Origin of the sequence: Flavobacterium psychrophilum DSM 3660 = ATCC 49418 (assembly GCF_002217405.1) — a bacterium.
In the GTDB taxonomy this organism is placed as follows: Bacteria; Bacteroidota; Bacteroidia; order Flavobacteriales; family Flavobacteriaceae; genus Flavobacterium; species Flavobacterium psychrophilum.
Genome location: NZ_MUHE01000025.1, coordinates 1 through 25,586, shown reverse-complemented (window position 1 = coordinate 25,586; position 25,586 = coordinate 1). Strand labels below are relative to the sequence as shown.

Genomic DNA, 25,586 nt, shown 5'->3' with positions numbered 1-25,586 from the left:
TTTCATTTTAGATTTTTATAGTTCTGTCGCCTTTCAGAATCAAACCAGTCTCATCAAAAAACTGTTGGATATTTGTTGCTTGTCCAGCATGAGATTGTGGTCTTAAACTATTACATACATTCCCAGAAATTGAATTATATTTGGATATGTCATAATTATCTTTAAAAATTCTAATCGTATTTGTTAATTGCTCTCTTCCTGTTTTAAACCATTTTTTACTTTCTCGTGATTTTAATTCTACAAAGATCAAATTAGTATCGAAAGATAACAATCCATCACATCTGCTTTCTAATTTACCATCAGGTCTTCTAATATCAATACAAGAATCAATTGCAATGAATTCAATTTCTTTATTGGTATTGTTTTTTACAATACCAATCCATTTTGAGTCATCATCTTCATTAATATAGGCTGGATTTTCTGCTGGTGAAGAATCGTCGCACAAACCAAATTCAATTTTATTTGAAGTAGATTTACATTTATTTTCAAAAAAATCTATTGGCATTTTTTTTCAATTTCAAGTAATTTAACAAAATCATCATTAAATGCTCCTAAAAATTCATTTAGAAAATTTTCATCTGACGGTAATCCCTTGTAATTATCAAGTTTTTCAATGTTACCAGATTCATCAAGTTGATAGATATTAACAGTTGAAGGGTTTATAGCAGCATCTAAAGGGACAATATCGTTTAATTCGCCAAATAATGAATCATCAATTGTTGGTTTTACCATAAACGCTTTTATAGCAAGTGTTAAATGGTTTATTATGTAAGGACTATGAGTTGTTATAATTAACTTATTTAAGTCATTTTTATTTTTATTACTAAAAAGCGAAAATAAGATACCTTTTTGAGAAGTTGGATATAAGTTTTGTTCAGGCTCTTCGACAACATTTATAAAACTTGAATACTTATATTTTGATGATAATTTTTCTAATAACAATGTCTTGATGTCTTCTGATATTTTATCATTAGAAAAAATTTTATCAATTTGATTTCGAATTTTATTTTCATCAACTACATTTCTTTCTTTAAAAGAAGCATTGTTTTCATTTGAAATAATTTTAGACAAACTATTAGTAACCAGAAATAAAGGAACCAAAGACTGATAACCACTCGAGGCTTCTAATAAATCAATTTTGTAATCTTCTCCTATTAACCAAGATTTTTTATTTTGTTTTCTATATTCAAACTTTATATTTCCAATAGGCAAGGTAATAGTTTCAGATAAATTTTGTTTTGCATATTCATATTCTTCTAGAAAAGTATATAAAGGCAACGGAAGCCTTTTAACTAAATCAGGTCTCTCAACAGTACTAACAAAGTTTCTTTCAGCAGGTACGTACATTATTTTAGGGAACAAGTATTCAGAATCTTTATCAAGATTTTCTATTACTTCAACTTTTCCGTTTCTATAAATTATTTGGTAAGCTTTACCTATATAATCTATGTATGAATCGTCATTTAGATAATTTCCAATATTTTGGTAAGCTAATTGTTTTTTGAATCGATTATATTGCGAAATGTAATTTATATTAAAATCCCCTCTAACCAATGCTTTTTCAATCCAAGCTAAAGTTGAATAAATTTTTGAGATTGTACTTTTCCCAGTACCTTGATTACCAATAAAAACAGTTACTCCGTCAAACTCAATATATTCATTTTTGAAATTGCTCGTGTTCTTAATCGGCCCTATATTATTAATCTTAAGTTTAGCCATTTAATTTTTAAAAATTTGAATCAAAAGTACAAAAAAAACATGAGTATCGAATTTTGTTTTTAAGCCGTTAGTTTTTTCAAGGATGTTGCACATCTAATAAATTCGACACTTCATTTTCATTAAATCATCGCTATCAATAATTAATTCCAGTCAAAACATTGTTTCGTGTAGTCATACACTTTTAAATATAAAATCTAAAATTACTTCGTTCTATTTGCTGTTATATACGCTGCCATGGTTTCGATAGATTGGAAAATATTTTTTCCTTCTTTTGGATCTACTAATTTGATTCCGTAATCTTTGTCGAGCATCACAATAAGTTCTAAAGCATCGATAGAATCTAATCCTAATCCGTCGCCGAATAAGGCATCATTATCTGCTACATCTGCTATATTTATATCTTCTAAGTTTAGAACTTCGATGATTTTTGCTTTTAACTCTTGTTTTAATGCTTCCATATTATTTGTTATATAAATTTTCTATTGTTTGTATATTATGCGCTACTTTCCCTTCGTTGGCAACCAGATAAAGGAATGCTTTGTATTCTTCGTTATAATATTCGACCCAACCACAAAGTACTTTTTCTGCTTTTTTTGTATGCAAAAGTACGTTGGCATAATTTGTCATAAATTCCGAATGGAACGCGTCAAAGATAAAAAAAGAATTTTCACTTTTCAATTGGTGCTTAATACTAATTTCTCCGATGCAAATATTGGGTAAGGTGTAAACGAAAACTGCCGGAGACGGAAAATAATTTTCCTTGTCGGAAATGGAGTTTTGGTATTTTACATCGGTATCTAAACTTGATGAATTATTGGCAAAAAGCAAAGCAATATTGTTTTCTTTTGTGTTGTCAATTTCATTTTTCAGAAGTAATTCAGCTGCCAAAAAAGCCAATTTACTCAAATTATCCATTTTGAAAAACTTAGGGTAATTGATGTCGAAATTCTGATAGGCTTTCTTGGAAAAATCTGAAAACAAATTAGAATCTGATTTAAAAATCGATTCTCCGTTCAGTATAATTTCATTATTCTGAATCGTACAAAAGGATTGTATGTAAGTTTTATTTTCTAGCATTACTTTATTTTTTCGAATAAAACCGCCGTATTACAACCACCAAAACCAGAAGCTGTTTTTAGAAAATAGTTGCAGTTTTTATCTTGGTTTTCTTTGATAATATTAATGGGTTGACTCACGCCTATCTCATCAAAACCTAAAGAAACAAATAATTTATTTTCTAAAACAGATTGAATTCCGATAACGGTTTCTAGTAATCCAGAAGCTCCTAAAGTATGTCCGTAAAATCCTTTGAGACTATTTATTGGAACATTTTCTAATCCTAATCTGTTGAAAGCGATGGCTTCCATTTCGTCATTAAACGGGGTTGCGGTTCCGTGAGCAGAAATATAATCGATTTGATTTGCTTTTATTTTGGCTTCCGCCAAAGCGCTTTCGATACTTCTAAAAAGTCCTTCGCCTGTTCTTGATGGTCCAGAAATATGATTGGCATCGTTTATAGCGCCATCGCCAATGATTTTTATTTTTGCATTTTCTCTATTTGCAGAAACTAAAACTGCTGCTGTTGCTTCGCCAAGAGAAACGCCTGTTCTGTTTTTTGAATACGGTTTGCAAGGCAAATCGCTCATGGCTTGAAAGGAATTGAACCCTGACAAAACAAATTCAGAAACTTCATCACCAGCCACGACAAATATATTGTCGAACATTTCAGATTGTATTAATCTTTTGGCAACCGAAACGGCTAAAATTCCAGAAACACAAGCGTTAGAAACTACAATGGGTTCGCTTTTGAATCCGAAAAAAGCGGCTATGTTTTTTGCTAATTGATGTAATTGTGCGCTTTGAAAGCTTTGTTCTGAAGGATTTGCCAATGCTGTAATATTTCCTTTGGTTGTAGAAAGTAGGAAACCCACTTTGTTATTCAAATCTAATTTTGAGTTTTCAACTATGGGTTGCAAAGCCAAAATCATCATTTTTTCTAATCGGGAGTAATTTTGTGACTGCGTAATTTTGGCGAAAGCCGTATTTAATTCCTTATTATCGATTGTTGACGCATAAAATGGTTTGTTCAACATGGCATTCTGATGTAATTGAATACCAGAAAAGCCTCTCTCAATATTTTGAATATTGGTGGTAACGTTAAACCCGATGGGTGTAATGCAGTTTGTTTCGGTAATAAATACTTCTTTTGTCATTCTTATTTTATTAAACCCACTTTACGTTTCCATTCCTCATAAAAAGGCGGATTGGTTAGCATTAAATCTCCATTTTTATCTAAAAAAACCTGAACAGTTTCGCCTGTACAAGCAATTTCGTTATTGGCATCATAAATAACATATCTATAAATCATTTTGGCAGCAGGCGTATTTACAATGGTAGTTTCTATTCGAGCTACATCGCCATAACGCAAAGACAACTTGTGTTCGCAAGTAGATTTGACAATTGGCGTTGTAAATCCACTATCGAAAATATCGAGATATGATAGTCCGTGATGACGGCCAAACGCTTCACGACCGTCTTCAAAATAAGTAATATAATAGCCATGCCAAACAATTCCTAATGGATCTGTTTCGTTAAAACGAACTCTAATTTCGTGTGAAATGCTTAACTCCTTTGCTTCGTTAAACTGCTCTTTTCTTCTTATCATACTGCAAGGCAATGGTTGTGGTAATTATGAAAAATAAAAATAATAAACTTATTTCTGGTAGAATATCTACTATAGAACCATGACGCAAAAGCACATCATAAAAGGCATTCAATCCCCAATTCATAGGAGAAGATTGCGCTATGAGTTGCATCATTTTTGGCATAGCAAAAACAGGAACCCAAATACCACCTATGGCTGCCAATATAATGACAGAAGTGGCGCCAAACGGAGCCGATTGTTCTTGTGTTTTGGCAATTGTTCCTAATAATATTCCGAAGCCAATGGCACCAAATCCTGAAAATAGCGCTACTATACTCATCAAAAATAAGTTACCTTCTACATTTAATGATGGTAAACCTATGTGTGGAAATAAGAAAATTGCCACTAAAATCATCATGTAAAACTGAATCATACAAATGATTAAATACGTTATTGTTTTGCCAGCAATTACAATTACATTAGAAACTGGATTGGTACGTAAACGAACAAAAGTTCCTTGCGATTTTTCTTTTACAATGTTTATAGATAATGGAATTACAATAAAGAAAATGGCAAACAAAGTCCAAGCTGGTACATTGTGTTGTACCGAATTTGGAATAATTTCTTCATTATTTACTTTTGGAACAATTTCTTTGAATGTGATAAAACTTTTTTGTTCGAAACTGGTTGTTTCTTCTCCTAATTGCGCTTGGAAAGTAGCATAAATTGATTTGGTTTCAATTTGAGAAATCATCTTATCAATAGAACTCATGACTGCATTTTTGAAACTCATTTGTACCGCAGGATCAAAATACAATTTTACCTCTTTTTGATTGACAATTGTAGTCTTTTCGGCTTTCGCCAAAGTATCGCTCATTCCTAAACTAGCCGTAATTTTTTCGACATTTTGGTCGATTTTAGATTGTAAATCGGCACTTAGTTTTTCTGGAATAATGATAGCTAATTGATATTTCCCTTTAAAAACAGCTTCTTTAGCCGATGATTCGGTTAGTTGTTCGTCATTTATTTTGGTCACAACCGTAAAAATATTGCTTTTTTGTAAATTATCGAAAACCGTTTTAGATACATTTCCTTTGTCGTTATCTACCAAAAGAATGGGGATTTTGGCATCGCTAACCGTTTTGAAAGTGCTGTCCTGAATTAAAGTTACTGTAATTATAAGTACCAATGGCATGATAAACAGAATGACAACGCCACCTATATCTCTTTTTAAGAGTAGGAATTCTTTGTAAACCGACATGAACAATTTATATATCATCTCGCAATTCTTTTCCGGTTAATGCAATAAAAACGTCTTCCAAATTTCGAGCGTTTGCAGTAGAAGCAATCAAATTATTTGGTGTTCCTTCTGCGTAAATTTTCCCTCTATCGACAATAGCAATATCGGTACAAAAATCCTGTGCTTCGGATAAATGGTGCGAAGTATAAATTATGGTTGTTCCGTTTTTGTTAAGTTTTTTTAGATAATCGATAATGGCATTTTTAGATTGCACATCGACACCCACTGTTGGCTCGTCTAGAAAAAGCACTTTTGGATTGTGCAAAATCCCTGCGATTAGATTAATTCGGCGTTTCATTCCGCCAGAAAAAGTTTCTATTCGTTTGTCGGCAAATTTCAACAATCCTAATAAATCAAGGCTTTCGATTACTTTTTCTTTTAAATCATTCCCTTTCAAACCATACATACTTCCAAAATATAGTAAGTTTTCTCTTGCGGTTAATGTGGGATATAAGGCATATTCTTGAGGAACTACTCCAATGATTTTTTTTATCTCGCTAGAATTTTTTGCATACGTCAAATCATCAATCGAAAAACCTCCTGATGTTGGTTTTACTAATCCGCAAAGCATGGATATTAGAGTTGTTTTTCCAGCGCCATTTGGGCCTAACAAACCAAAAATTTGACCTTCGTATATAGAAAGTGTAAAGTCGCTCAAAGAATACATTTCGGCATCTTTGTACTTTTTGGAGAGTTGGGTTATTTGGATAATGGGTTTCATTAGGGATTATGCTTACGCTAGATGTTTTTCGATATTTTGAACAGCAAGCGCAATAAATTTTGGATTGGTAAACATTGTCTTTTTTCTATGACTCCAATTTTCAAGATGTTTGGTAATATCTTCAATAGATTTTACTTGTTTTTCGGCTATAATAAAATCTATTGTAGATAATAATTCCAAACCAAAATCAGCATAAAAACCAGATAAAAACATTTTGGTTTTTAGCACTATCAATTTATACTTTTCATTTTCTTGACCATCTAAATAGATATTTACTTCTTTTTCTGCATCAACCATTAAACTTAATTCGTCAAATGGCTTTTTGTCTTTAGAGCTATAACCTGAAATATAACTTCCATTCAAATGATATAAAACGTGTTTAACCTTTCCTGAATATGGTCCATAAAAATTGGGTTGAAACTCTAGTTTGAAACTTTCTTTTGCTCCAAATCGTTGTAAAAAATAAGCTATTTTTTCAGCTGAAAATTCGGAAACAAATTCCCCGTTTTTAACTAAATCAAACAATACTGATAGTAGCATTGCTCTTGCAGGTGTTAGTTTTACTCTTTCTTTTTTTAATCCTTCTTGTATTGCTGCATTGGGTTGATAGATGTAAATATCACAATTAACATTGGTTAAATATTGTTCCATTATTATTTTTACTTTATTCCAATCTAAACCTCCATTTCCTGCTCCAAGCGATGGAATAGCAATAGATTTAATATCTTTTTCTCTGATTACTTTAACTAAATCTTGCAAACCAGCTTCAATATAGTTGTATTCCGATGGTTTGCGCCAATCTGTTTTAGTAGGAAAATTAATAATTATTTTTTCTCCCCCTAACAAAGAGGTTTCTACGGTAACAAATAATTTGCCAACTTGTACTTCTTTTACTTTGCAGGCAGCAACATATAACTTATAATTATTAGGATATTGGTTTTTGAACTGCAAAGCAATTCCTTTACCCATAACACCTATAGTATTAACAGTATTAACCAATGCCTCTGCTTCGCTTTCTAATAAATTAGCACTTTTATAATGTATCATATCTTTAAAAATAATAATTTTTAATAATTTTTATCTTTGCTTCTACAATTCCTAATTCAATCAACTTGTTTTGGGTATTTTCATTATAAGTTATAAAACCAACAATAGCACTTGATGGGACGTCACTCGCTACCAAAAATTCCGCTTGTTTTCTTCTCGTTTTATCCAAATCGTTCGGGTCTTTAAAGTTTCTGTCTTTTATAGTTTTAAAATCTAACAAACTTTCTATCTCACTAATCTCTGCTAAAGAGTATTGGGTACTCATTGCATCAATAGCATGACCATCGGTAAAAATAAACTCTAAATTGTTGTCTATAATTTTTTGAATAGAACATACTAAATATACAATATTTTCTGCGGAAGTTGTCTTAACGTTATTGTACCCTTTTTGTATAACATAGAGCATTGGGGTTAGTACGCCAAAGTAAAATGGTATATAATCTCCGAGTTTATTACCATTATTTAATAAAAATTCGCCTCTTGTATTGATTAAGCTCTCATCACCAATAGGGATATAATCTTTATTAGTGTTTTTTGAACTAACATGTGTAATACCATATTGCAGAATATGCGAAATATTCTCAATGTGCAACATACGAAACAAAAATATTTTATTCAAATCTGGCATTGCACAAATATAGTTTTTTTGAAACAAAACGACTCTTCAATTTCAAGAAACAGCCACTTTTAATTTTTTAAAAAAAACTTCTTCTTTATTGGCAATATCTAATAGTTGATCGGCAATGGTATTGTAAACATCCGCCTGTGTGCTTCTATTTTTATAAACTCTAGAAGCGTTTACGGCAAAATCTCGCCATAAATCGCCAATTATTGTCATTTCTAGTGACAGTTCTTTTAGTTTTTCGTTTTCTAAAATCACAGCTGATTCTTGCAAAAAAGCGGCATAAATAAATCGAAAACCGCCACCACCAGTACCTATTTCTTCTTGCATTCTAACCATTTGAGCTAGATAATGATTGGCTTTTTTGGTTCCGTGTTTAACTGGCCATTTTCTAATTCGACTGGCTACAAACTTTATTCCTCTAACACCAATAATGGGCGCAGGAGCTAACATATCTCGGCAAGTATTCTTAATTCCTTTGATAATAGCACTTTTTAAATCGATAGTAGCAGGAATATGAATTGGGTAATACATTTGTCCTCTTGGCGCAAAAGCTCCTTTGGCAAAACGTACTTTATTTAGTTCTTGATGTGTGAGTGTTGTCACGGTTTCCATTACTGGATCGCTAATAAGATAATCGGTTTCGGTTTTGCCGTAAACGACTAAATTATGAGCGTTGAAATGAAAACGATATTCGTCTGGAAAATAACTCAAATTATAAACACCCACTTGCAATCCTGTAGGAATGTTATTTTTCAGATTTTCATCCAAAGCTTTTGTAGCATTGGCTTCGCTAGAAAATTTTTGCCTTTTTATTTTTAATCCTAATCGTTTTGCTAATTTGTTAAAAATAGCACCAGGCATTGGTCTGTAACTTATTGCTGGTGCATAATTTACTTTTATAAATGGTAAATAAACAAAGAAAAGCCCTGATCCAATACCGAAAACCATAGGTTCACTAATATTCAAACCATTGTTTTTAAGCAAATTAGAAGCTACTCCGTTTTCGCAATGTGCAGATTGATGATGTGTGAAATTGATTTCCATTAATCTGTTTTAAAATTTCTTAATTCATGAACCGAAATATTAAAAGTTTCGGCATATTTCTGTAAAGTGGTATCACTTAATTTAACAAAAATGGTAGGTTTGAAATGTCTTTTTACGCGCCATTGCCACATACCAACGTAACTAGACAGCACACCAATATCCATTTTAGAGCATTCCATAAAATAAACAATTGGACTTACTTCAGCATTTTTTACTTGTTCTTTTGCAGTAGCAATTCGTTCGTTTATTTCATCAATAGAATTAGAAAGCGCTATCGTTTTTGGTTCCCAACCAGTGCTCAAAGCGGTTGTATAATTGCCTTTTTCATCGGTTGCATAAACCAATTCTTTCATGTTGCTTTTAGAAAGATTGCCTTTGTCTTGAGGAACTTCGTTTTCTTTCATAGCTTTCTATTGTTTTGAATGATTTTCTTGAATAAAAAGATTAATCTCTCCTTCTAAAAGTAACTCTTCATTATTGAACGTTTGACAACTCATAGTACATAAACTATAATCGTCTGTTACGAATTTTGATACTAAAGTTGAAATTGTTTTGATTGTACTTCCAACCTCTGGAAGTTTATGAATTTTTAATGATTTTATTGCACTTATGAAGCCAACCACATCTACGCCAGATTTGTCTTCATTATTTTCATCTACAAAATAATCTTTTGCAACAATTGAAGAACAGGTTTGAGCCGCATTTTCTATTAATCCAGCTTCTATAAAAGTATTGTTTTGAATAAATATATTATCGCTTTTTATTTCAAAAATGGTTTCAACTTTTTCTTCATCCATTATCAGAATCATATCAACCATTAAAAAAGGCTTACGATGAGGCAAATAGTTTTTTATGTCTATAGTTGTATCCATTTCTTATTGAAATTATTTGGCTAAAACCGTTTTCATTTGGCCAGTAGCGATTTCTACACCATTTAATTTTGTAACAATATCAACTAAAGTTATTCCTCCAAATTCTTGAAGAATAGAAACTGTTGTTTGAATTTCTTCATCTAATTTTGGTAATTCTTTTATCTCAATATCTTTAATCGAACCTATGTAACCTGTTGGCGCAGGTTCTTGTTTTAAATAAAATTGATATCCTGTGTGTAACGCTACTGATTGCGCCATATGTTCTACTAATCCAGCTTCCACGAAGCTTCCGTTATGATAAAAAATATTATCACTTTGTATTTTTAGTCCTGAAATTAAAGAGGTTTCGGTATAAGAGTACATTTTATCGACCATGACAAAAGGAAACTTTTGTGGCAACAAATTTTCTACAAACTCTTTTTCAAAAATAGCATTTGATGTTTCCATATTTTTCTAGCAAACAGTTAAATAAGCATAGGCATACGAAAATCGCCCGCTTTCTGGTACTGATAAAAGAATTTTGTCTCCTTTTTTAAGTTTTCCAGAATTCATTAATTCATTTAATGCCAAATATATTGAAGCAGATCCTACGTTTCCTACTTGTGCAAGGTTCATAAACCATTTTTCGCTTGGAATTACCATTCCGTTTTCGGCGAAAGATTTTTTTAGCCCTTCAACAAAATAATGAGAGGAAACATGGGGCAAGAAATAATCTATTTGATCTGCTGAAACCTTATTTTTATCTAACGCTTCTTTCATGCTTTGCGCTCCTTTTATTAAAATGTTTTTGTCTAATAATTTTACGTCTTGTTTGATAGAAAATATAGATTCGTTGAGCCATTGCTCAGGATGGTAATCACTCCAAGGTTTTAATTCTCCGTTTTCTAATTTATCGCCACCCGCATACATACAAACTTCGAGTTCGTGAGCGTAAGAGAAGGCTTCCATCCATTCTATTTTGAGTGATCTTTCGCCTTTTGGTTCGTTTTCTAATAGGAAAGCGGCTGCTCCGTCAGACAACATCCAGCGTAAAAAATCTTTCTTGAACGCTACTATGGGTTGCTCTTCTAGGTGTTTTAAATTGGCAACTTCTTGTTCGTATTTTTCAGATTTCATCCAAGTAGATACTTTTTCTGAACCTGTACAAACTGCGTTTTTTGTGTTTCCAGATTTTACCGAAAGGTAACCGAATTTTAATGAGTTCATTCCTGCACAACAAACTCCTGTTGAGGAATTTAGCTCGACCGATTTGTTTTTTAACAATCCGTGAACCATCGCTGCGTGAGATGGCAAGAATACATCTGGTGTAGATGTTCCGCAGGATAATAATTGCATGTCTTGGGCTGTAAAACTTTCGTCAAACAATTCAGTTATGGCGTTTTTTGTTAGTTCGGCATTGCTGTGTGTGCTATTTCCGTTTTCATCAATTGCATAATAACGGGCTACAATTTTGTTGTTGCGTAAAATTATTCTTCTTGCTTTAGATGTTGCTTCATTTATAAGACCCAAAAAGTTTTCCATCTCATCGTTCGAGATTACTTTGTTTGGTAAATATTTTCCAGATTTTGTAATGTAAACATCAAACATAATATTATTATTGTATTTTAAACGCCTTGATAATAAGCTTTTTCTCTTCTAATTTTTTTAATATAAAATGGATATAAAAAAAGATGCAATATATACACAATTGGTGAGATTAACCAGATTGCAAGCCACAAATAGATATTAAATATTTTTAGCCATGTTTTTCTTGATTGTTTTTTATTATTGATAATATTAGACCATTTATTAAAGATTTTGTTAGCTGTTTTGTCAACTTTAACTAAATAGGAACTTATTTTTACGGCCTTGCTTTCTAATAATTGGGCTTGAAGGTTATCGAAATTATTGTTTTGAAGGTTTTTGAAGATTATTTCTCCAAATTTTGATGATTCGACAATATCTTTTTCGGAAACTCCTGGCAAAGGAAAAATACCTAGGTATTTCTTTTTTACTCCAGAAAACATCCATTCTACAATGGTAATCACGCTTATTAAATTACCTACTCTATCTACCAATGCTATATTTCCTTTAAGTTGTGCATTGTTGCTTTTTAATAAAACTTTAATTTTTTCTTGTGCCATAACCCACATATTTCTAGAACCGCTGATGGTTACAACTGGTGTATTATTGAAAAGTGTTTTGGCTTCGGAGCTTTTTAGAAATGAATTAATTGGAATAGATGGCGACAAATACCAAACTTGATAATGCAGAAGGATTAAATCGAATTTTGTGTTTAATATTTCGGTGGGAACGGGTTTTAAAGCAGTTGGTATTTGCAAAAAAGATTCTGGAAAAGCATCAAAAAAAGCGTCTTTATTCCATGGAAATGGGAAAGGTTTTTCTAATTGAATTTCGTGAAACACTACATTAACCTCATCAGAATTTAATAATGGTTTTGCAATATTTCTTGCAATAGATTCTAATTGCCCTGATTGAGAATAATATATAACGAGAATGTTTTTCATTTTCTGCTTTTTAAGTGTTTGCAACTTGTTTGAAATTTCTCACTTTATCCGAACGTTTTACATGTATCCATTCTGGCCAAGTTGTTTTGTCTTCGGCATCATAAATTCGTAGTTTCTGGTTTGGTTCTTCTATTAGCAAATCGTCTTTTGTACAATTTAGAATTCTTGCTGCTGTTTCTATGCCTGAGAAAGTTGCGCCTGTTACACCGTGAGATAATGTACTTGCACCACAAAGGTATAAATTATCTATTTCGGTTTTGTTTTTATAAGCAAATGGGCCTATTTGGCTTAAAGTTTTTTCGGTTCCGTACACATTTCCTTGTGTTGCATTTATATAAAATTGGTTGGTTTTTGGTGTTCCCAGTTCGACTTGCGCAATGTGTTGTTTTGCGTTTGGAATCATTTTTTCGATGCTATTCATGAATTTTTCGATGATTCTTTCTTTAAATTTCTGGTATTCTAGACAATGATAATCATTTATACCCTCAAATTGTTTAAAACTAGCATAATCTACATAAGTAACTGCTTCAAAATTATAATATCGTCCGTTGAAACTTGTAGGGTCTTTTAAGGTAGAACAGCTTAAGAAAAGGGCTGGAAATTCGTCGTCTGAAAGAATGTCTCCTTTTGTTAATGTTTCAAAATGTTGGTCTAAATTTTCGTCTTTAAACCTCCAGATATTTCCGGAATCTATGCCTAGTTTGGTTACATCTATATCTAATGTTAGAAAAAGAATTAGTGAGGTAACTGAATATTTGGTGTTTGTTAATTTTTTGTTTAATTTTTTACTAATGTTTTCACTTCCTATTAATTTTAGAAACGTCACGGTTGGATCTGCATTAGAAACTATATTTTTTGCCAAAATTTGTGTTCCATCTGCTAATTGAACTCCGTAAGCTTTATTGTCTTTTAGTAAAATTTTAGCAACCGATTGTTGTGTTCTAATTATTCCTGCATGACTTTTTATTTTGTTTGTCATTGCTTTTACAATACCGCCACCGCCACCCATAGGGTAAAAACCGCCTTCAAGATAGTGGTTCATGACCGAACAATGTACTGGAAAACTGGCTTTATTTGGTGGTAAACCATGATCGCCACATTGTGAGTTGAGTACCGCTTTTAGCATTGGGTCTTTTATATGCCAATCGATAACTCGTTTTAGGTTAAATAGTGCAAATTTTCCAAAATGTTTTGTTCTAAAAGGTACTGTTATATTTTGCCAAAATCCTTTTAATGTTGGTATCAATTGTAATTCCTCATTAACTTTTTGAATTAAATAAAGGTATTCTTTTATGTTTTTTTCTTCTTTTGGAAATGCTTTAATAAGACTAGCTTCTAGATTTTTTGTGCCTGCTGGAAGGTCGAATTTTTTATCATCAATAATACAATGATCATAACCCTTTTTGTTCATTCTAAAAAACACAAGATCATTTGCAATTCCTAATCCTTTATATAAGTTATTTGTCGAGTAACCTTCATCTACCAGACCCATGTAATGAACTCCTGGACTAAACCGTTGCCCGTTTATAGTAAAACTATGGCTCCAGCCTCCGGGCACATAATGCTGTTCTAGCACTAAAACTTTTTGCCCTGCTCTTGACAAACAAAGCGCTGTTGCTAATCCTCCTACTCCCGAACCTATTATAATTGTATCAAATTCTTCCATAATATGTTTTGAAGTTGTATAAATAATTACGAATTACGACTCTACGAAAGCGAAGAAACATTAAATCTTACTTTTTAATTTTCAGTACGTTAGTCTTTTATTTGTTTTCTTTTTCTAATTGAGTCCAAAAATCGAAATAATTAAACCATTGCAATGGGTATTCTTTTAGCATCGATTCGAGGCTTTGTGTATATTCTTTTAGCAATGCTTTTTCGTTGCGATGGTTTACTTTTGCTTCTCTGGTGTATAAATGATAGTGCAAATTAGGCTCTTTCATTACATAAACAAAAACTACTGGAACTTTTAATCTTGAAGCAATAAGAAATGGTCCTGCAGGAAATTTTGCTTCCTGTCCTAATAATTTTTCTGTTAATGATTTTACGCCTTCAAAATACCTATCGCCTGTAAAACAAACCAATTCGTTTCTTGCTAAAGCTGCATTTATTTCGAAAATATGGGATAAATCATCTTGTATCAGAATAAGTTTAATGCCTGATTTTTTTGAAATTTTTTCGAGATAATTTTTTATTGCAGAATGCTCTAAATCTGTAGTAACAAGGTTTATTTGAAAATCGACATCTATTTCGCTAAAAAAATGTTCTGCTATTTCGAAGTTTCCAATGTGTGCACTAATAAGAACGCCTCCTTTCTTTTCTTCTAACAGTTTTTTTAATATTTCTACGCCATCAAATTCGTAAGAAAATTTATCTCGCATTCCTGCCGAAATAGAAACTTTGTCGAGAATGGTTTGTCCAAAAGTATAATAACTCCTGAAAACCATTTTTTTTGATTTGAAATAAGAATATCCTAACCGTTCTTTGAAGTAGTAAAAAATAGCTCGATTGCTCTTTTTTAGAAAAAGAAAATAATAAGTCGCTACAAAATAAAGAATAAAATAGGCCGTCTTGATTCCTGCTTTTTTTATAAAAAAAACAAAAATCTTATACCCCAATACTGTTCCTTTAGATTTTCCTTCCCATTGAGCCATTGTGGATTTTTAGATTTTAATTTTTAGATGTTAGATTGCAAAAGCTGCTTTTAAATCTAAAGGTCTAGATTATCCTTTAAGTTTAATTTTATTTTCGATTAAGTCATAAAAACTTTGAAAAGAAGCTACTCCTACAAAATCTACTTCGACTAGTTTTACACCAAAATTAGATTCGACAGAAACTACCAAATCTACATAATCTAAACTATCTAATCCTAAAGTGTCTTTTAGATTGGCTTCAGGTTGAATATCATCTTGATTTACTTCGAACTCATCGACCAAAAAATCATTTATTTTTTTTACTATTTCTTCTTTATTCATCACCCTTTTTAAACTTTTTTATAACTAATGCCGAATTTGTTCCTCCAAATCCGAAGGAATTTGACAAAAATATATCAATTTTTTTATTTAACGTTGTTTTCACTAAATTTAATTTTATTGCATCTTCATCTGGATTCTCTAAATTGATGTTTGGTGCGATAAAATCGTTTTGCATCATGAGTATCGAGTATATAACTTCGCTTGCTCCTGCCATCCAACATTCGTGACCTGTCATAGATTTTGTAGAACTTACATAAGGATTGCTTTCGCCAAAAACTTCTAATATTGCTTTGGCTTCGTTTCCGTCGCCAACTGGTGTTGATGTTGCGTGTGCATTAATATAATCTATCTCGCTAGCTTTTACGTTAGCTTCGTCGAGTGCTCTTTGCATGGCTGTGGCTGGTCCTTCGACATTTGGTGTAGAAATATGTCCTCCATTTGATGAAAATCCGTAGCCTATAACTTCTGCAATAATATTTGCTCCTCGTTTTATTGCCGATTCGTAACTTTCTAAAATTAAAGTTGCGCCACCGCCACTTGGTACTAATCCGTCGCGAGAAGCATCGAAAGGTCTAGATGCTTTAGTTGGCTCGTCTTGTCTTGGCGAAAAAACACCCAAACCGTCAAAACTGCTCATCGCATATTTGTTTATTTCTTGTGCTCCGCCGCAAATAATCATGTCTTGAAAACCACTTTTTATCAGAAAATAAGCCAAACCTATTGAATGTGAACCGCTGGCGCAAGCGGCACTAATAGTCAGATTTATTCCTCTTAGTTTGAAAATAGTAGAAAGATTCATGGTTACGGTCGAATTCATCGATTTAAAAATCGCCCCAGAGCCTATGAGCGAAGTGTCTTTTTTTTCACGAATTATGTCGGTAGCTTCAATGATTGCTTTAGAAACGCTGTCGTTTCCGTACATAATTCCTACCTCATTATCATTAAAAAAGGTATCGTCTATTTTGGCATTTTTAAGAGCTTCGATGGTTGCCATATAGGCATATTCTGTTTCTTCCCCAAGACTTATTCTTTGTCTTCGGGAAAGTAAATTTTTTAATTCTGGTTTGGGAACCATTCCTGTGAGCGAGGATTGGAAACCAAATGCTGACCGTTCTGGATCGATAACAATTCCCGATTTGCCTTCGTATAATGAATTTTTAACCTCGTCTAATGAAGTTCCTATGCAGGAGTAAATTCCCATTCCGGTAATGACAACTCTTTTATTCATTTATAATTTTTTAAGAATAAATTCCCCCATTAATATTAATAACTTCTCCTGTAATATAACTTGATTTTCTTGATACTAGAAAACTCACTAAGTCTGCCACTTCTTCGGCTTCTCCGAAACGATTTGCAGGCACCATTTTTACGAGTTCTTTTTCGTCAAGATTACTAGTCATATCTGTTCTTATAAATCCTGGAGCAACGGCATTTACGGTAATATTTCGTTTGCCTACTTCTTGTGCTAATGCTTTTGTAGCGGCAACAACTGCTCCTTTTGCGGCAGAATAATTGGTTTGTCCTGGTGTTCCTTTTACGCCCGAAACAGAGACCATATTTACGATTCGTCCGTATTTGTTGCGTAACATTTTTTGAATAAAAAAGTTGGTTACATTAAAAAATCCGTTCAAACTGGTATTTATCACACTTGTCCAATCTTCGGGAGTCATCCACATAAACAATCCGTCTTTTGCAATTCCTGCATTGTTTACAATAACTTCAACAATCGCCTCTGGATTTGCCTCTTGCCATTGGGTGAGTACGTTTTTTACTTCTTCAAAATTACAAACGCCAAATTGGATAATTTCTCCTTTTCCGCCTAATTTTAAGACTTCTTCGAGCGTTTGTTCTGCAGCTTGTTTGTTCTCTTTATAATTTATGAGAATATGGTAATCAGAATCTGTTGCTAATTTTTTGCAAATTGCACTACCTATTCCTCTTGAACCTCCTGTTACTAAAGCACATTTCATACTTAACCTTTTTTTTTGAATGATGAATTTTAAATGTTTTTGGCTAGGGGTACTAAATTTAGTGTTTCAACCATGAATTACACGATTTTATATTTGTCATTTAAAAAAAAATGTGGCAATTCTTGGTAAACTTAGCCCGCTTGGCGAACGTTATATTATTTTTTAAAAGGTTCTGCACTATCAAACCATTGGTTTGCCAATGCTTCCCCATTTATTTTTAGGAAACCCCACTTTTTTTCTTTTTTTACCCTTGCCAAACCGTTTACAAATCCTTTTTCGTCGTCTCTAAACATGGCAAAAAGACCTGCTGTAATACCGTATTCGCAAGGAACAACTAGTTTTCCTGTTTCATTTATAAACCCCCATTCTTTGTCTTTTACGGGTGCTAAACCATCGGCACTAAAAATCTCGGCATCATTATATAATGGTTCTATCGCAATGGTTCCTTTTAGGTTTACATAACCCCATTTTTTACCTATTTGAACTGGCGCTAAGTTTTTTACGAATGCTCTTGCTTTGTCGAACTTGGGTTCGATAATCCAGTTTCCTTTTAAGTCTATGAATCCTATTTTTTCGTTTTTCTTGGCATAAGTTAAGTCTTGCGCTAGAAAATCCCAAATTTTATCGACGCCTTCAATCGCTTTAAATTTTCCTAAAATTACTAATCCAAATGCAGTGCCATTTTTTGCCCAAGTCGTTTTTTTGTAATAATCTCCTATGTCGTCATATATAATTTCGACAACAATCTTTCCTGTTTTATCTATAATTCCCCAACGGTCATTATTTTTTACTCTTGCAAATCCGTTTTGAAATGATTTTATAACGTCGTATTTTGGCTCTAGGATTACTGTTAGTTTTGTGTTAATTAATCCTATTTTGTCTCCTTGTTTTATAAATGCAACACCTTCTTCAAAATCATAAACTTTATCGGAATTTGGTGCTTTTTGTTGTTCTCCTTTTTTGTTTATATAGAACCATTTTTTGTCTTTGGCAACCACACAATATCCGCTGTTAAAATATTTTACATCATCAAAAGTGGCAGGAATTATCCATTCGCCTTTGGTATTTATGAAACCCCATTTTTTGTTTTCCTCGGCAGCGGCCAAACCTTCGGAGAAGTTTTTTGCTGTTTTAAATTGGGGCATAATGGCAAATTCTCCTGTTTTAGAAATATAACCAAACTTACCTTCTTTTCTTACCAATGCAAGTTCCTGAGCGTTTGCAAATTGCATCAGTAATACCAAAAAAAATATTACTTTTTTACTCCTTTTTTTAACATCTATTTTTTGACATTTGTAAATCTGTGGTTTCATAGTTTGTGTGTTTTTTGAGTAAAAACCTAATGCTAATGTATTAATTATTTATCAAATAGTCTTTTACATTTTGCACAAAAGGATACATTACTTGATCCTGAGTAAATGTTGGAATTATTTTTCGAACCTCATCATACATTTTTCTTGTTACCGATGAAACCGCCTCTTTTTGGTCTAAACAATCTATAGCTTGTACAATGGTAATAAGTTCTATTGCTAAAACTTCGAATGCGTTTTCGATAACTTTTGCTGTAATCACCGCAGCATTTGTTCCCATACTTACAATATCTTGATTGTCGTTGTTGTTGGGAATACTGTGAATATACATGGGGTTAGATAGCATTTGATTTTCGGCAGTTGTTGATGTTGCTGTAAACTGAACGCCTTGCATCCCGAAATTGAAACCTAAAGTTCCTAGGTTTACAAATGGAGGCAAAATTTCGTTAATTTTCGAATTTAACAAATAATTTAGTTGTCTCTCTGCAAGCATCGTCAATTTTGTGATAACAACTTTTAGCTTATCCATTTCGAGAGAAATATAGTCTCCATGAAAATTCCCACCATGATAAACATGTTGGTTTTTTACATCGATAATCGGATTGTCGTTTGCAGAATTAAATTCGTCTTCTAGAATTGAAGCTGCATTGTTTATAGTTTCTAAAACGGGACCTAAAATTTGTGGTACGCAACGCAAAGAATAGTATTCTTGCACTTTTTCTTTAAATACATCTTCGGTATTTTCGCCAGTATATAAATGGTCTTCTCTTTTTCTAATTAGTGTACTGTCTGCCAAGTGTGTTCTCATCTTTTCGGCCACTTCACGTTGTCCTTTATGGCGTTTTGTGTTGTTTAATTCTGCCGAAAAATGATCATCATAAGCTTGTACAATTTCGTTTATTGCACAAGAAAACTTAAGCGACCAATCTAATAATTTATTAGCATTATGCACATTTACAACCCCTATTCCTGTCATTACAGAAGTACCGTTCATTAGTGCCAATCCTTCTCTAATTTCGACTTGAATAGGCTTCAAGTTTTCTAATTCGAAAACCTCTTGCGTTAGTCTTCTTTCGCCTTTATAAAAAACTTCGCCTTCGCCTATAAGCACTAGTGCTAAATGTGCTAATTGTACTAAATCGCCACTAGCGCCAACGCCACCATGCTCGAAAATTAAGGGTGTAATATCCTTATTTATTAATTCCTTCATCAAGTAAATTAATGACGGGTGAACGCCAGAATTTCCTAACGAAAGCGTATTAAGTCTTGCTAAAATTGCTGCTTTTACACAAAGCGGATTCAAAGGTTTTCCTGTTCCTGAGCAATGACTTCTAATTAAATTATATTGTAACTGAAGCCTGTCTTGGTCTTTTATACGATATTGTGCCATAGGCCCAAAACCTGTATTTACACCATAAATTACTTTATTTTCGGAAAACGCTTTAAGAAAATCGAAACTTTTATTTACCCTATCTAAAACAATGTCGCTTATCTCTATTTTAGAATCATTAAAAACTATCGCTTCAAATTCTTTTAAGCTTAAAAACTCATTAATAATATTCATTTTAACTCCTTTTATTTTAGTAAATTAATTTTTTATTGAAATTAATGTTGTTAACTTTGAAGTCACAAATATAGGTATTAATCAGTAATATTTTAAACATGCTAAAAGAGTTTGTCGATGTTTTGGTAATTGGTGCTGGTCCGTCTGGTTGTGTTTCGGCATCTCACCTACACAATAACAACATTAAAGTAAAAGTTGTCGAAAAGACAAAGTTTCCAAGAATCGTTGTTGGCGAAAGCTTAATTCCCCGTGTTATGGATCATTTTGCAGAAGCAGGATTATTAGAATCTCTCGAGGCAATGAATTTTGAAAAAAAATTAGGTGCTCGTTTTATTCGTGGTCAAGAAATATGCGTTTTCGATTTTAGTAATAAATACGGCGAAGGTTGGGATTGGACTTGGCAAGTACCTAGAGCCGATTTCGATAACACGATGGCACAAGAAGTAATTCGTAAAGGCATCGATTTAGAGTTTGAAAGTGAAGTAATATCTGTGGCTTTTGAAGGAAAAAATTCTATCACTGTTGTGAAAGATAAAAAGGGTGTTGAAAAAGAAATTCATGCTAAATTTATCATCGATTCTAGCGGTTACGGAAGGGTTTTGCCAAGATTACTGGATTTAGACACACCCTCTAAATTAGACCCCCATTCAGCAATATTCACACACGTAGTCGATATAAATAGACCCCAAGGAGAAGAAGGAACTTTAATCTCTTTTGATATTTTAGAAACCGAAGTTTGGTTATGGGTAATTCCTTTTTCTAACGGAAATACAAGTTTAGGTGTTGTTGGGCCAACTCATTTTATTAACTCATTATCTCAAGACAATAATAAAATTGAAGCTTTAAACAATGCTATTAAAATGTCCGACTATTACATTAACCGTTTTGGTGGTGTCGAGTTTGCTTTCGAACCTGTAAAATTAGAAAACTATTCTCGATCTGTAAAAAGCATGTACGGCGACGGTTTTGCATTAACTGGAAACAGTTCTGAATTTTTAGACCCCGTTTTTTCTTCAGGTGTTGCTTTTGCGACAGAATCTGGAATGCTTGCCGCTAAATTATTTATCAAAGAAACCCAAGGAATTACTGTAAATTGGGAAACCGAATTTACAGAATATATGCGTCGTGGTATTAACGTTTTTACCACTTATGTAAAAGAATGGTACACAGGAAACTTACAAACTTTATTTTTTCATCAGCCAGAAAATCCAGATGTAAAACGTAAAATTTGCGCTGTACTAGCTGGTTATGTCTGGGACCAAACCAATCCGTTTGTAAAAAAACACGATAATTTGATTAAGAACATGGCACATATCATCAATAGTGAAAAAGAAATGACAGAAAAAATTTGAATTAAGCATTAATACAAATTCTAAAAAACAACACAGAGATTCCTCAAATTATTCAAAAACATTGGGAATCTCTTTTTTTGTGACATTTTTTTTTAATTTTGATGCAAAAAACAAATAAATGCCATTAATAGATACGCATACTCATTTATATGCTAACGAGTTTGATTCCGATCGAGATGAAATGATTAAAAATGCAATTTCAAGAGGAGTTTCTCGGCTCTTCATTCCTTCGATAGATGCTAGTTATACCCAAAAAATGTATGACTTAGAAGCCCAATATCCTAAAAACATATTCCTAATGATGGGTTTGCACCCTTGTTATGTAAAAGAAAATTACCTCGAAGAATTGCAACATGTAGAAACCCAATTAGCTAAAAGAAAATTTGCCGCTATTGGCGAAATTGGCATCGATTTATATTGGGACAAAACCACTTTAAATATTCAAAAAAAAGCATTTCAGTATCAAATACAATTAGCAAAAAAGTATAAACTACCTATAAACATTCATGGTCGTGATGCTTTCGAGGAAATTTTCGAAATCCTAGAACTCGAAAAAGGCGATGATTTATTTGGCGTTTTTCATTGTTTTTCTGGAAATTACGAGCAAGCCTTGCAAGCCATTTCATACAACATGAAACTAGGAATTGGCGGCGTTGTAACTTTTAAAAACGGAAAAATAGATCAGTTTTTACATCAAATAAATATTGAAAATATCGTGCTAGAAACCGACTCTCCTTACCTAGCACCAGCTCCTTTTCGAGGAAAACGAAACGAAAGTGCTCATGTCGCTTTAGTTGCTAAGAAACTATCGGAAATTTACAATCTTCCAACCGAAGAAATTGCTAGGATTACAACTAAAAATGCTTTGTCCATTTTTAGAAACTGTTAATTATATTTCCAAAAAAAAATCCGTTCTTTGTAGGAATAATCTAAGTTACAACATGTCTAAATTTGATACCATTCGTCCTTATTATGATGCCGAAGTAAACTCCGCTTTACAAGACTCATTAAAACACCCGATGCTTAAAGCAATGATGAATTTTGCTTTTCCTGGAGTAGACGACGAAGTCTGGAAAAACCAGCTTCGCAAAACACATTCTATAAGAGATTTTCAGTGTAATTTTATATACGAAACCATTAGAAAAGTACTTGAAAAAAGCTCCGAAGGCCTATCGACTTCAGGTTTCGAAAAGTTAAAAAAAAATACATCCTACCTTTTTATATCAAATCATCGCGATATAATTCTTGACACTTGCTTGTTAAATACCGCCCTTTTCGAACATGAATTGATCATGACAGCATCGGCAATTGGCGACAATTTAGTAAAGAAAGATTTTTTAAAATTACTCGCCAAATTAAATAGAAATTTTGTAGTACAAAGAGGATTATCTCCAAGAGAATTATTACAAAGTTCGCAATTATTATCAGAATATATAGGACATTTATTATTGCACGAAAACCGTTCTGTTTGGATCGCACAACGAGAAGGAAGAACAAAAGACGGCAACGATGCAACCAATTCGGGCGTGCTAAAAATGCTAACCATGGCTTCCAAAAAAGATGCAATGGATTATTGCAAGGAATTAAAAATTGTTCCCGTTGCTATTTCTTACGAGTACGATCCTACCGATGCGCTAAAAATGCCACAACTTATGGCAGAAGCCAACCAGGAAACCTATGTTAAGAGTGGTAATGAAGATTTTCAGAACATTTTGAGTGGCGTTTTGGGTCAGAAAAAAAGAATTCACATACATATTGGAGACGTTTTAGAGGCCGAATTAGACACCATTAAAGCCGAATTTTCAAACACAAACAAGCAAATTCAAGCCTTAACACAAGTTGTAGACCAATCTATTTTAAAATCTTATAAATTGTGGCCAACAAACTTTATAGCTTACGATATACTACATAAAACCAACAAATTTTCTAGTCATTATACCGAGAACGAAAAATCACTTTTCGAACGCCGTTTAGAACTAAAAATAGACGCTAAGAACCCACAAATGGTCGAAAGTTTTCTTGCCATGTATGCCAATCCTGTAGCTAATAAAATGAAATATAACAATGCCATCTAAAGCCAATATACTACTCATATATACTGGCGGAACCATAGGAATGGTCAAGGATTTTGAAACTGGCGTTCTCAAAGCATTCAATTTCAAGAAATTGCTAAAAAATATCCCCGAACTTAAATTACTAGACTGTAATATTGCAACGGTTTCTTTCCAAAAACCTATCGATTCTTCTAATATGAATGTCGAAGAATGGAAAAAAATAGCCATTATAGTTAAAGAAAATTACGATGATTATGATGGGTTTGTAGTCCTACACGGATCAGATACCATGTCATACTCTGCTTCGGCATTAAGTTTTATGCTCGAAAACCTAAACAAACCAGTGGTTTTTACGGGTTCCCAACTGCCTATTGGAGATTTAAGAACCGATGCCAAAGAAAATCTAATCACAGCCATTCAGGTTGCAACACTAAAAAACAAAAACAAATCAATCATTAATGAAGTCTGTTTGTATTTCGAATACAAATTATACCGTGGCAACAGAACAACAAAAATAAGTGCCGAACATTTTAGCGCTTTTAATTCACCCAATTTTCCTGCATTAGCAGAATCTGGTGTACACCTAAATGTTAGCGAAAATGTTTTGTTAAAAAACAACACCAGCAAAAAACTAAAAGTAAACACTAATTTTGATGACAATGTAGTTATTCTTAAAGTTTTTCCAGGTATTAATGAAAAAGTAATTCGAACCATTTTATCTATTCCAAATCTAAAAGGAATTGTATTAGAAACCTATGGCTCTGGCAATGCCCCTACCGAAAAATGGTTTATCAGTTTGCTAGAAAACGCCATCAAAAACGGATTACATATTATAAACGTTACACAATGCTCTGGAGGAAGCGTTAATATGGGACAATACGAAACCAGCTCACAACTTAAGCAAATAGGAATTATATCTGGCAAAGACATTACTACCGAAGCAGCCATAACAAAACTCATGTATTTACTAGGACAAAAAGTAGCTCCAAGCGTTTTTAAAACCATTTTCGAAACTTCTTTACGTGGCGAGATGAATTAATCTCGAAAATACTTAAATTCCAAGAAAATTATTCTTTTATTTGCAAAACATAAAGAGAGGTGGCCGAGTGGCTGAAGGCGCACGCTTGGAAAGCGTGTATATGGTAACATATCGAGGGTTCGAATCCCTTCCTCTCTGCTTAATAAAAACCCTAATCGCTTACAAATTAAGTGTTTAGGGTTTTTTAATTCTGTAATTTGTACGATTTCTGTATTGTTATTAAAAATTAAGCTAATAACTACCATCTTAATAAAAAAATAAATGTTTGTTTTTTAGGTGCATACTTTACACATTTTACACAAAACAAAAAACCCTAATACATTTTACTGCATCAGGGTAACACACAATCAGACATTTCTTGTTTTCTGTTTTTTAAAAAATGAACATCATGAACTTCTGCTTTTGTAATATCTACGGAATGAAAAATCCCATTAATGGAGCAAACTCCATGTAATTTATATCCGTAAAACCAGTTGTTTTGAGAAGCACAAAACCCTTTTGAAGGAGCTGTTTCGAACTCATTTTTACAGATTTTAATTCTCCTATGACGAGCAAATTTGCAAATCTCCAACGGCATACTATCGACTCTATAATAATCTTCAAATTCTAAAACCGTGAGGCTAATTTTGTTCTTATTTCTTCTGAAAATAAAAACAACTTTCATCTTCTTTTATTGAATTGACTTCGCTTGATTAAATTAGGAATTTGTTGCTTATCAAGCTCTTTAAATAAAGAATTCTCACTATCAATAGACATAAATTCAGCTGTCAAACTTAATGCAACTACTTCTAAATCGGATATTTTTTTGTTTTATACCAACATCTAATACCAATTTAGCTTTAA

At 32.7% G+C, this 25,586-nt stretch carries 27 protein-coding genes, 1 tRNA gene and 1 pseudogene; 5 read left to right on the top strand and 24 right to left on the bottom strand.

Going from position 1 to position 25,586, the window contains the following annotated elements:
• Positions 1-7: 7 nt before the first annotated feature.
• The 23 genes from B0A57_RS07105 to B0A57_RS06995 form a co-directional block, all read right to left on the bottom strand.
• Positions 8-505 (bottom strand): hypothetical protein, encoded by a 498-nt coding sequence (locus tag B0A57_RS07105; RefSeq protein ID WP_038466999.1) that lies wholly within the window; start codon positions 503-505, stop codon positions 8-10.
• Entirely contained in the window at positions 496-1,719 is a 1,224-nt protein-coding gene (locus tag B0A57_RS07100) for an AAA family ATPase (RefSeq protein ID WP_038467002.1), read from the bottom strand. The genes B0A57_RS07105 and B0A57_RS07100 overlap by 10 nt, the downstream gene beginning before the upstream one ends.
• A 200-nt stretch (positions 1,720-1,919) precedes the next feature.
• The gene (locus tag B0A57_RS07095) at positions 1,920-2,177 is read right to left on the bottom strand and encodes a phosphopantetheine-binding protein (RefSeq protein WP_011964357.1); all 258 of its coding nucleotides are present in this window, start codon (positions 2,175-2,177) and stop codon (positions 1,920-1,922) included.
• Between the two features lies 1 nt (position 2,178).
• A complete protein-coding gene (locus B0A57_RS07090; protein ID WP_011964358.1) occupies positions 2,179-2,796 on the bottom strand; it encodes a hypothetical protein in 618 nt (205 codons plus the stop codon).
• Positions 2,796-3,932: a beta-ketoacyl-[acyl-carrier-protein] synthase family protein gene (locus B0A57_RS07085; protein WP_034099431.1), complete on the bottom strand. Its 1,137-nt coding sequence runs from the start codon at positions 3,930-3,932 to the stop codon at positions 2,796-2,798. Before B0A57_RS07085 ends, B0A57_RS07090 begins: the two co-directional genes overlap by 1 nt.
• Positions 3,933-3,934: 2 nt before the next feature.
• Positions 3,935-4,384: an acyl-CoA thioesterase gene (locus B0A57_RS07080; protein ID WP_011964360.1), complete on the bottom strand. Its 450-nt coding sequence runs from the start codon at positions 4,382-4,384 to the stop codon at positions 3,935-3,937.
• Complete coding sequence (locus B0A57_RS07075; RefSeq protein WP_034099434.1) at positions 4,359-5,642, bottom strand: ABC transporter permease; 1,284 nt, start codon at positions 5,640-5,642, stop codon at positions 4,359-4,361. Before B0A57_RS07075 ends, B0A57_RS07080 begins: the two co-directional genes overlap by 26 nt.
• Positions 5,632-6,384 (bottom strand): ABC transporter ATP-binding protein, encoded by a 753-nt coding sequence (locus tag B0A57_RS07070; protein WP_074460258.1) that lies wholly within the window; start codon positions 6,382-6,384, stop codon positions 5,632-5,634. The genes B0A57_RS07075 and B0A57_RS07070 overlap by 11 nt, the downstream gene beginning before the upstream one ends.
• A 12-nt stretch (positions 6,385-6,396) precedes the next feature.
• A complete protein-coding gene (darG, locus tag B0A57_RS07065) occupies positions 6,397-7,431 on the bottom strand; it encodes a type II toxin-antitoxin system antitoxin DNA ADP-ribosyl glycohydrolase DarG (protein WP_038467005.1) in 1,035 nt (344 codons plus the stop codon).
• Positions 7,432-7,435: 4 nt separating this feature from the next.
• On the bottom strand, positions 7,436-8,059 hold the full coding sequence (gene darT, locus B0A57_RS07060) for a type II toxin-antitoxin system toxin DNA ADP-ribosyl transferase DarT (protein ID WP_038467008.1): 624 nt from the start codon (positions 8,057-8,059) through the stop codon (positions 7,436-7,438).
• Between the two features lie 42 nt (positions 8,060-8,101).
• Positions 8,102-9,100 carry a BtrH N-terminal domain-containing protein gene (locus B0A57_RS07055; protein ID WP_038467010.1) on the bottom strand — a complete coding sequence of 333 codons (999 nt, stop codon included), beginning with the start codon at positions 9,098-9,100 and terminating at the stop codon, positions 8,102-8,104.
• On the bottom strand, positions 9,100-9,504 hold the full coding sequence (locus B0A57_RS07050) for a hypothetical protein (protein ID WP_034099445.1): 405 nt from the start codon (positions 9,502-9,504) through the stop codon (positions 9,100-9,102). Before B0A57_RS07050 ends, B0A57_RS07055 begins: the two co-directional genes overlap by 1 nt.
• A 6-nt stretch (positions 9,505-9,510) precedes the next feature.
• Positions 9,511-9,909: an ABC transporter permease gene (locus tag B0A57_RS07045; protein WP_394797936.1), complete on the bottom strand. Its 399-nt coding sequence runs from the start codon at positions 9,907-9,909 to the stop codon at positions 9,511-9,513.
• 75 nt (positions 9,910-9,984) lie between these two features.
• Entirely contained in the window at positions 9,985-10,419 is a 435-nt protein-coding gene (locus B0A57_RS07040) for a hypothetical protein (protein WP_034099448.1), read from the bottom strand.
• Between the two features lie 6 nt (positions 10,420-10,425).
• Positions 10,426-11,559: a beta-ketoacyl-ACP synthase III gene (locus B0A57_RS07035; protein WP_034099450.1), complete on the bottom strand. Its 1,134-nt coding sequence runs from the start codon at positions 11,557-11,559 to the stop codon at positions 10,426-10,428.
• A 17-nt stretch (positions 11,560-11,576) separates the two neighbouring features.
• Positions 11,577-12,479, bottom strand: coding sequence for an NADPH-dependent FMN reductase family protein (locus B0A57_RS07030; protein ID WP_011964370.1), 903 nt, complete (start codon positions 12,477-12,479; stop codon positions 11,577-11,579).
• 10 nt (positions 12,480-12,489) lie between these two features.
• Positions 12,490-14,145, bottom strand: a complete 1,656-nt coding sequence (locus B0A57_RS07025; protein WP_034099452.1) for a phytoene desaturase family protein — start codon at positions 14,143-14,145, stop codon at positions 12,490-12,492.
• Positions 14,146-14,242: 97 nt separating this feature from the next.
• A complete protein-coding gene (locus B0A57_RS07020) occupies positions 14,243-15,133 on the bottom strand; it encodes an LpxL/LpxP family acyltransferase (protein ID WP_011964372.1) in 891 nt (296 codons plus the stop codon).
• Positions 15,134-15,202: 69 nt separating this feature from the next.
• A complete protein-coding gene (locus tag B0A57_RS07015; protein ID WP_011964373.1) occupies positions 15,203-15,454 on the bottom strand; it encodes an acyl carrier protein in 252 nt (83 codons plus the stop codon).
• Positions 15,447-16,682, bottom strand: a complete 1,236-nt coding sequence (locus tag B0A57_RS07010; RefSeq protein WP_011964374.1) for a beta-ketoacyl-[acyl-carrier-protein] synthase family protein — start codon at positions 16,680-16,682, stop codon at positions 15,447-15,449. Before B0A57_RS07010 ends, B0A57_RS07015 begins: the two co-directional genes overlap by 8 nt.
• A 10-nt stretch (positions 16,683-16,692) precedes the next feature.
• Positions 16,693-17,424, bottom strand: a complete 732-nt coding sequence (gene fabG / locus B0A57_RS07005; protein ID WP_034099454.1) for a 3-oxoacyl-ACP reductase FabG — start codon at positions 17,422-17,424, stop codon at positions 16,693-16,695.
• Between the two features lie 155 nt (positions 17,425-17,579).
• Entirely contained in the window at positions 17,580-18,737 is a 1,158-nt protein-coding gene (locus B0A57_RS07000; RefSeq protein WP_011964376.1) for a WG repeat-containing protein, read from the bottom strand.
• Positions 18,738-18,777: 40 nt separating this feature from the next.
• Positions 18,778-20,298, bottom strand: coding sequence for an HAL/PAL/TAL family ammonia-lyase (locus tag B0A57_RS06995; protein ID WP_011964377.1), 1,521 nt, complete (start codon positions 20,296-20,298; stop codon positions 18,778-18,780).
• Positions 20,299-20,396: 98 nt separating this feature from the next.
• Here B0A57_RS06995 and B0A57_RS06990 point away from each other — a divergent pair, with 98 nt between their 5' ends.
• The 5 genes from B0A57_RS06990 to B0A57_RS06970 all read left to right on the top strand — a co-directional run bounded on the left by B0A57_RS06990 (position 20,397) and on the right by B0A57_RS06970 (position 24,881).
• On the top strand, positions 20,397-21,650 hold the full coding sequence (locus B0A57_RS06990) for an NAD(P)/FAD-dependent oxidoreductase (protein WP_011964378.1): 1,254 nt from the start codon (positions 20,397-20,399) through the stop codon (positions 21,648-21,650).
• A gap of 118 nt (positions 21,651-21,768) precedes the next feature.
• Positions 21,769-22,539, top strand: a complete 771-nt coding sequence (locus B0A57_RS06985; protein ID WP_011964379.1) for a TatD family hydrolase — start codon at positions 21,769-21,771, stop codon at positions 22,537-22,539.
• A 52-nt stretch (positions 22,540-22,591) separates the two neighbouring features.
• A complete protein-coding gene (locus tag B0A57_RS06980) occupies positions 22,592-23,725 on the top strand; it encodes a 1-acyl-sn-glycerol-3-phosphate acyltransferase (RefSeq protein ID WP_038467014.1) in 1,134 nt (377 codons plus the stop codon).
• A complete protein-coding gene (locus B0A57_RS06975; RefSeq protein ID WP_038467017.1) occupies positions 23,715-24,743 on the top strand; it encodes an asparaginase in 1,029 nt (342 codons plus the stop codon). Before B0A57_RS06980 ends, B0A57_RS06975 begins: the two co-directional genes overlap by 11 nt.
• Before the next feature lie 53 nt (positions 24,744-24,796).
• Positions 24,797-24,881 (top strand) — tRNA-Ser (locus B0A57_RS06970).
• Between the two features lie 199 nt (positions 24,882-25,080).
• Here the strand turns inward: B0A57_RS06970 and B0A57_RS06965 are convergent.
• Positions 25,081-25,547 (bottom strand): annotated as a pseudogene (locus B0A57_RS06965) (IS982 family transposase); the annotation flags it as partial.
• Between the last annotated feature and the right edge of the window lie 39 nt (positions 25,548-25,586).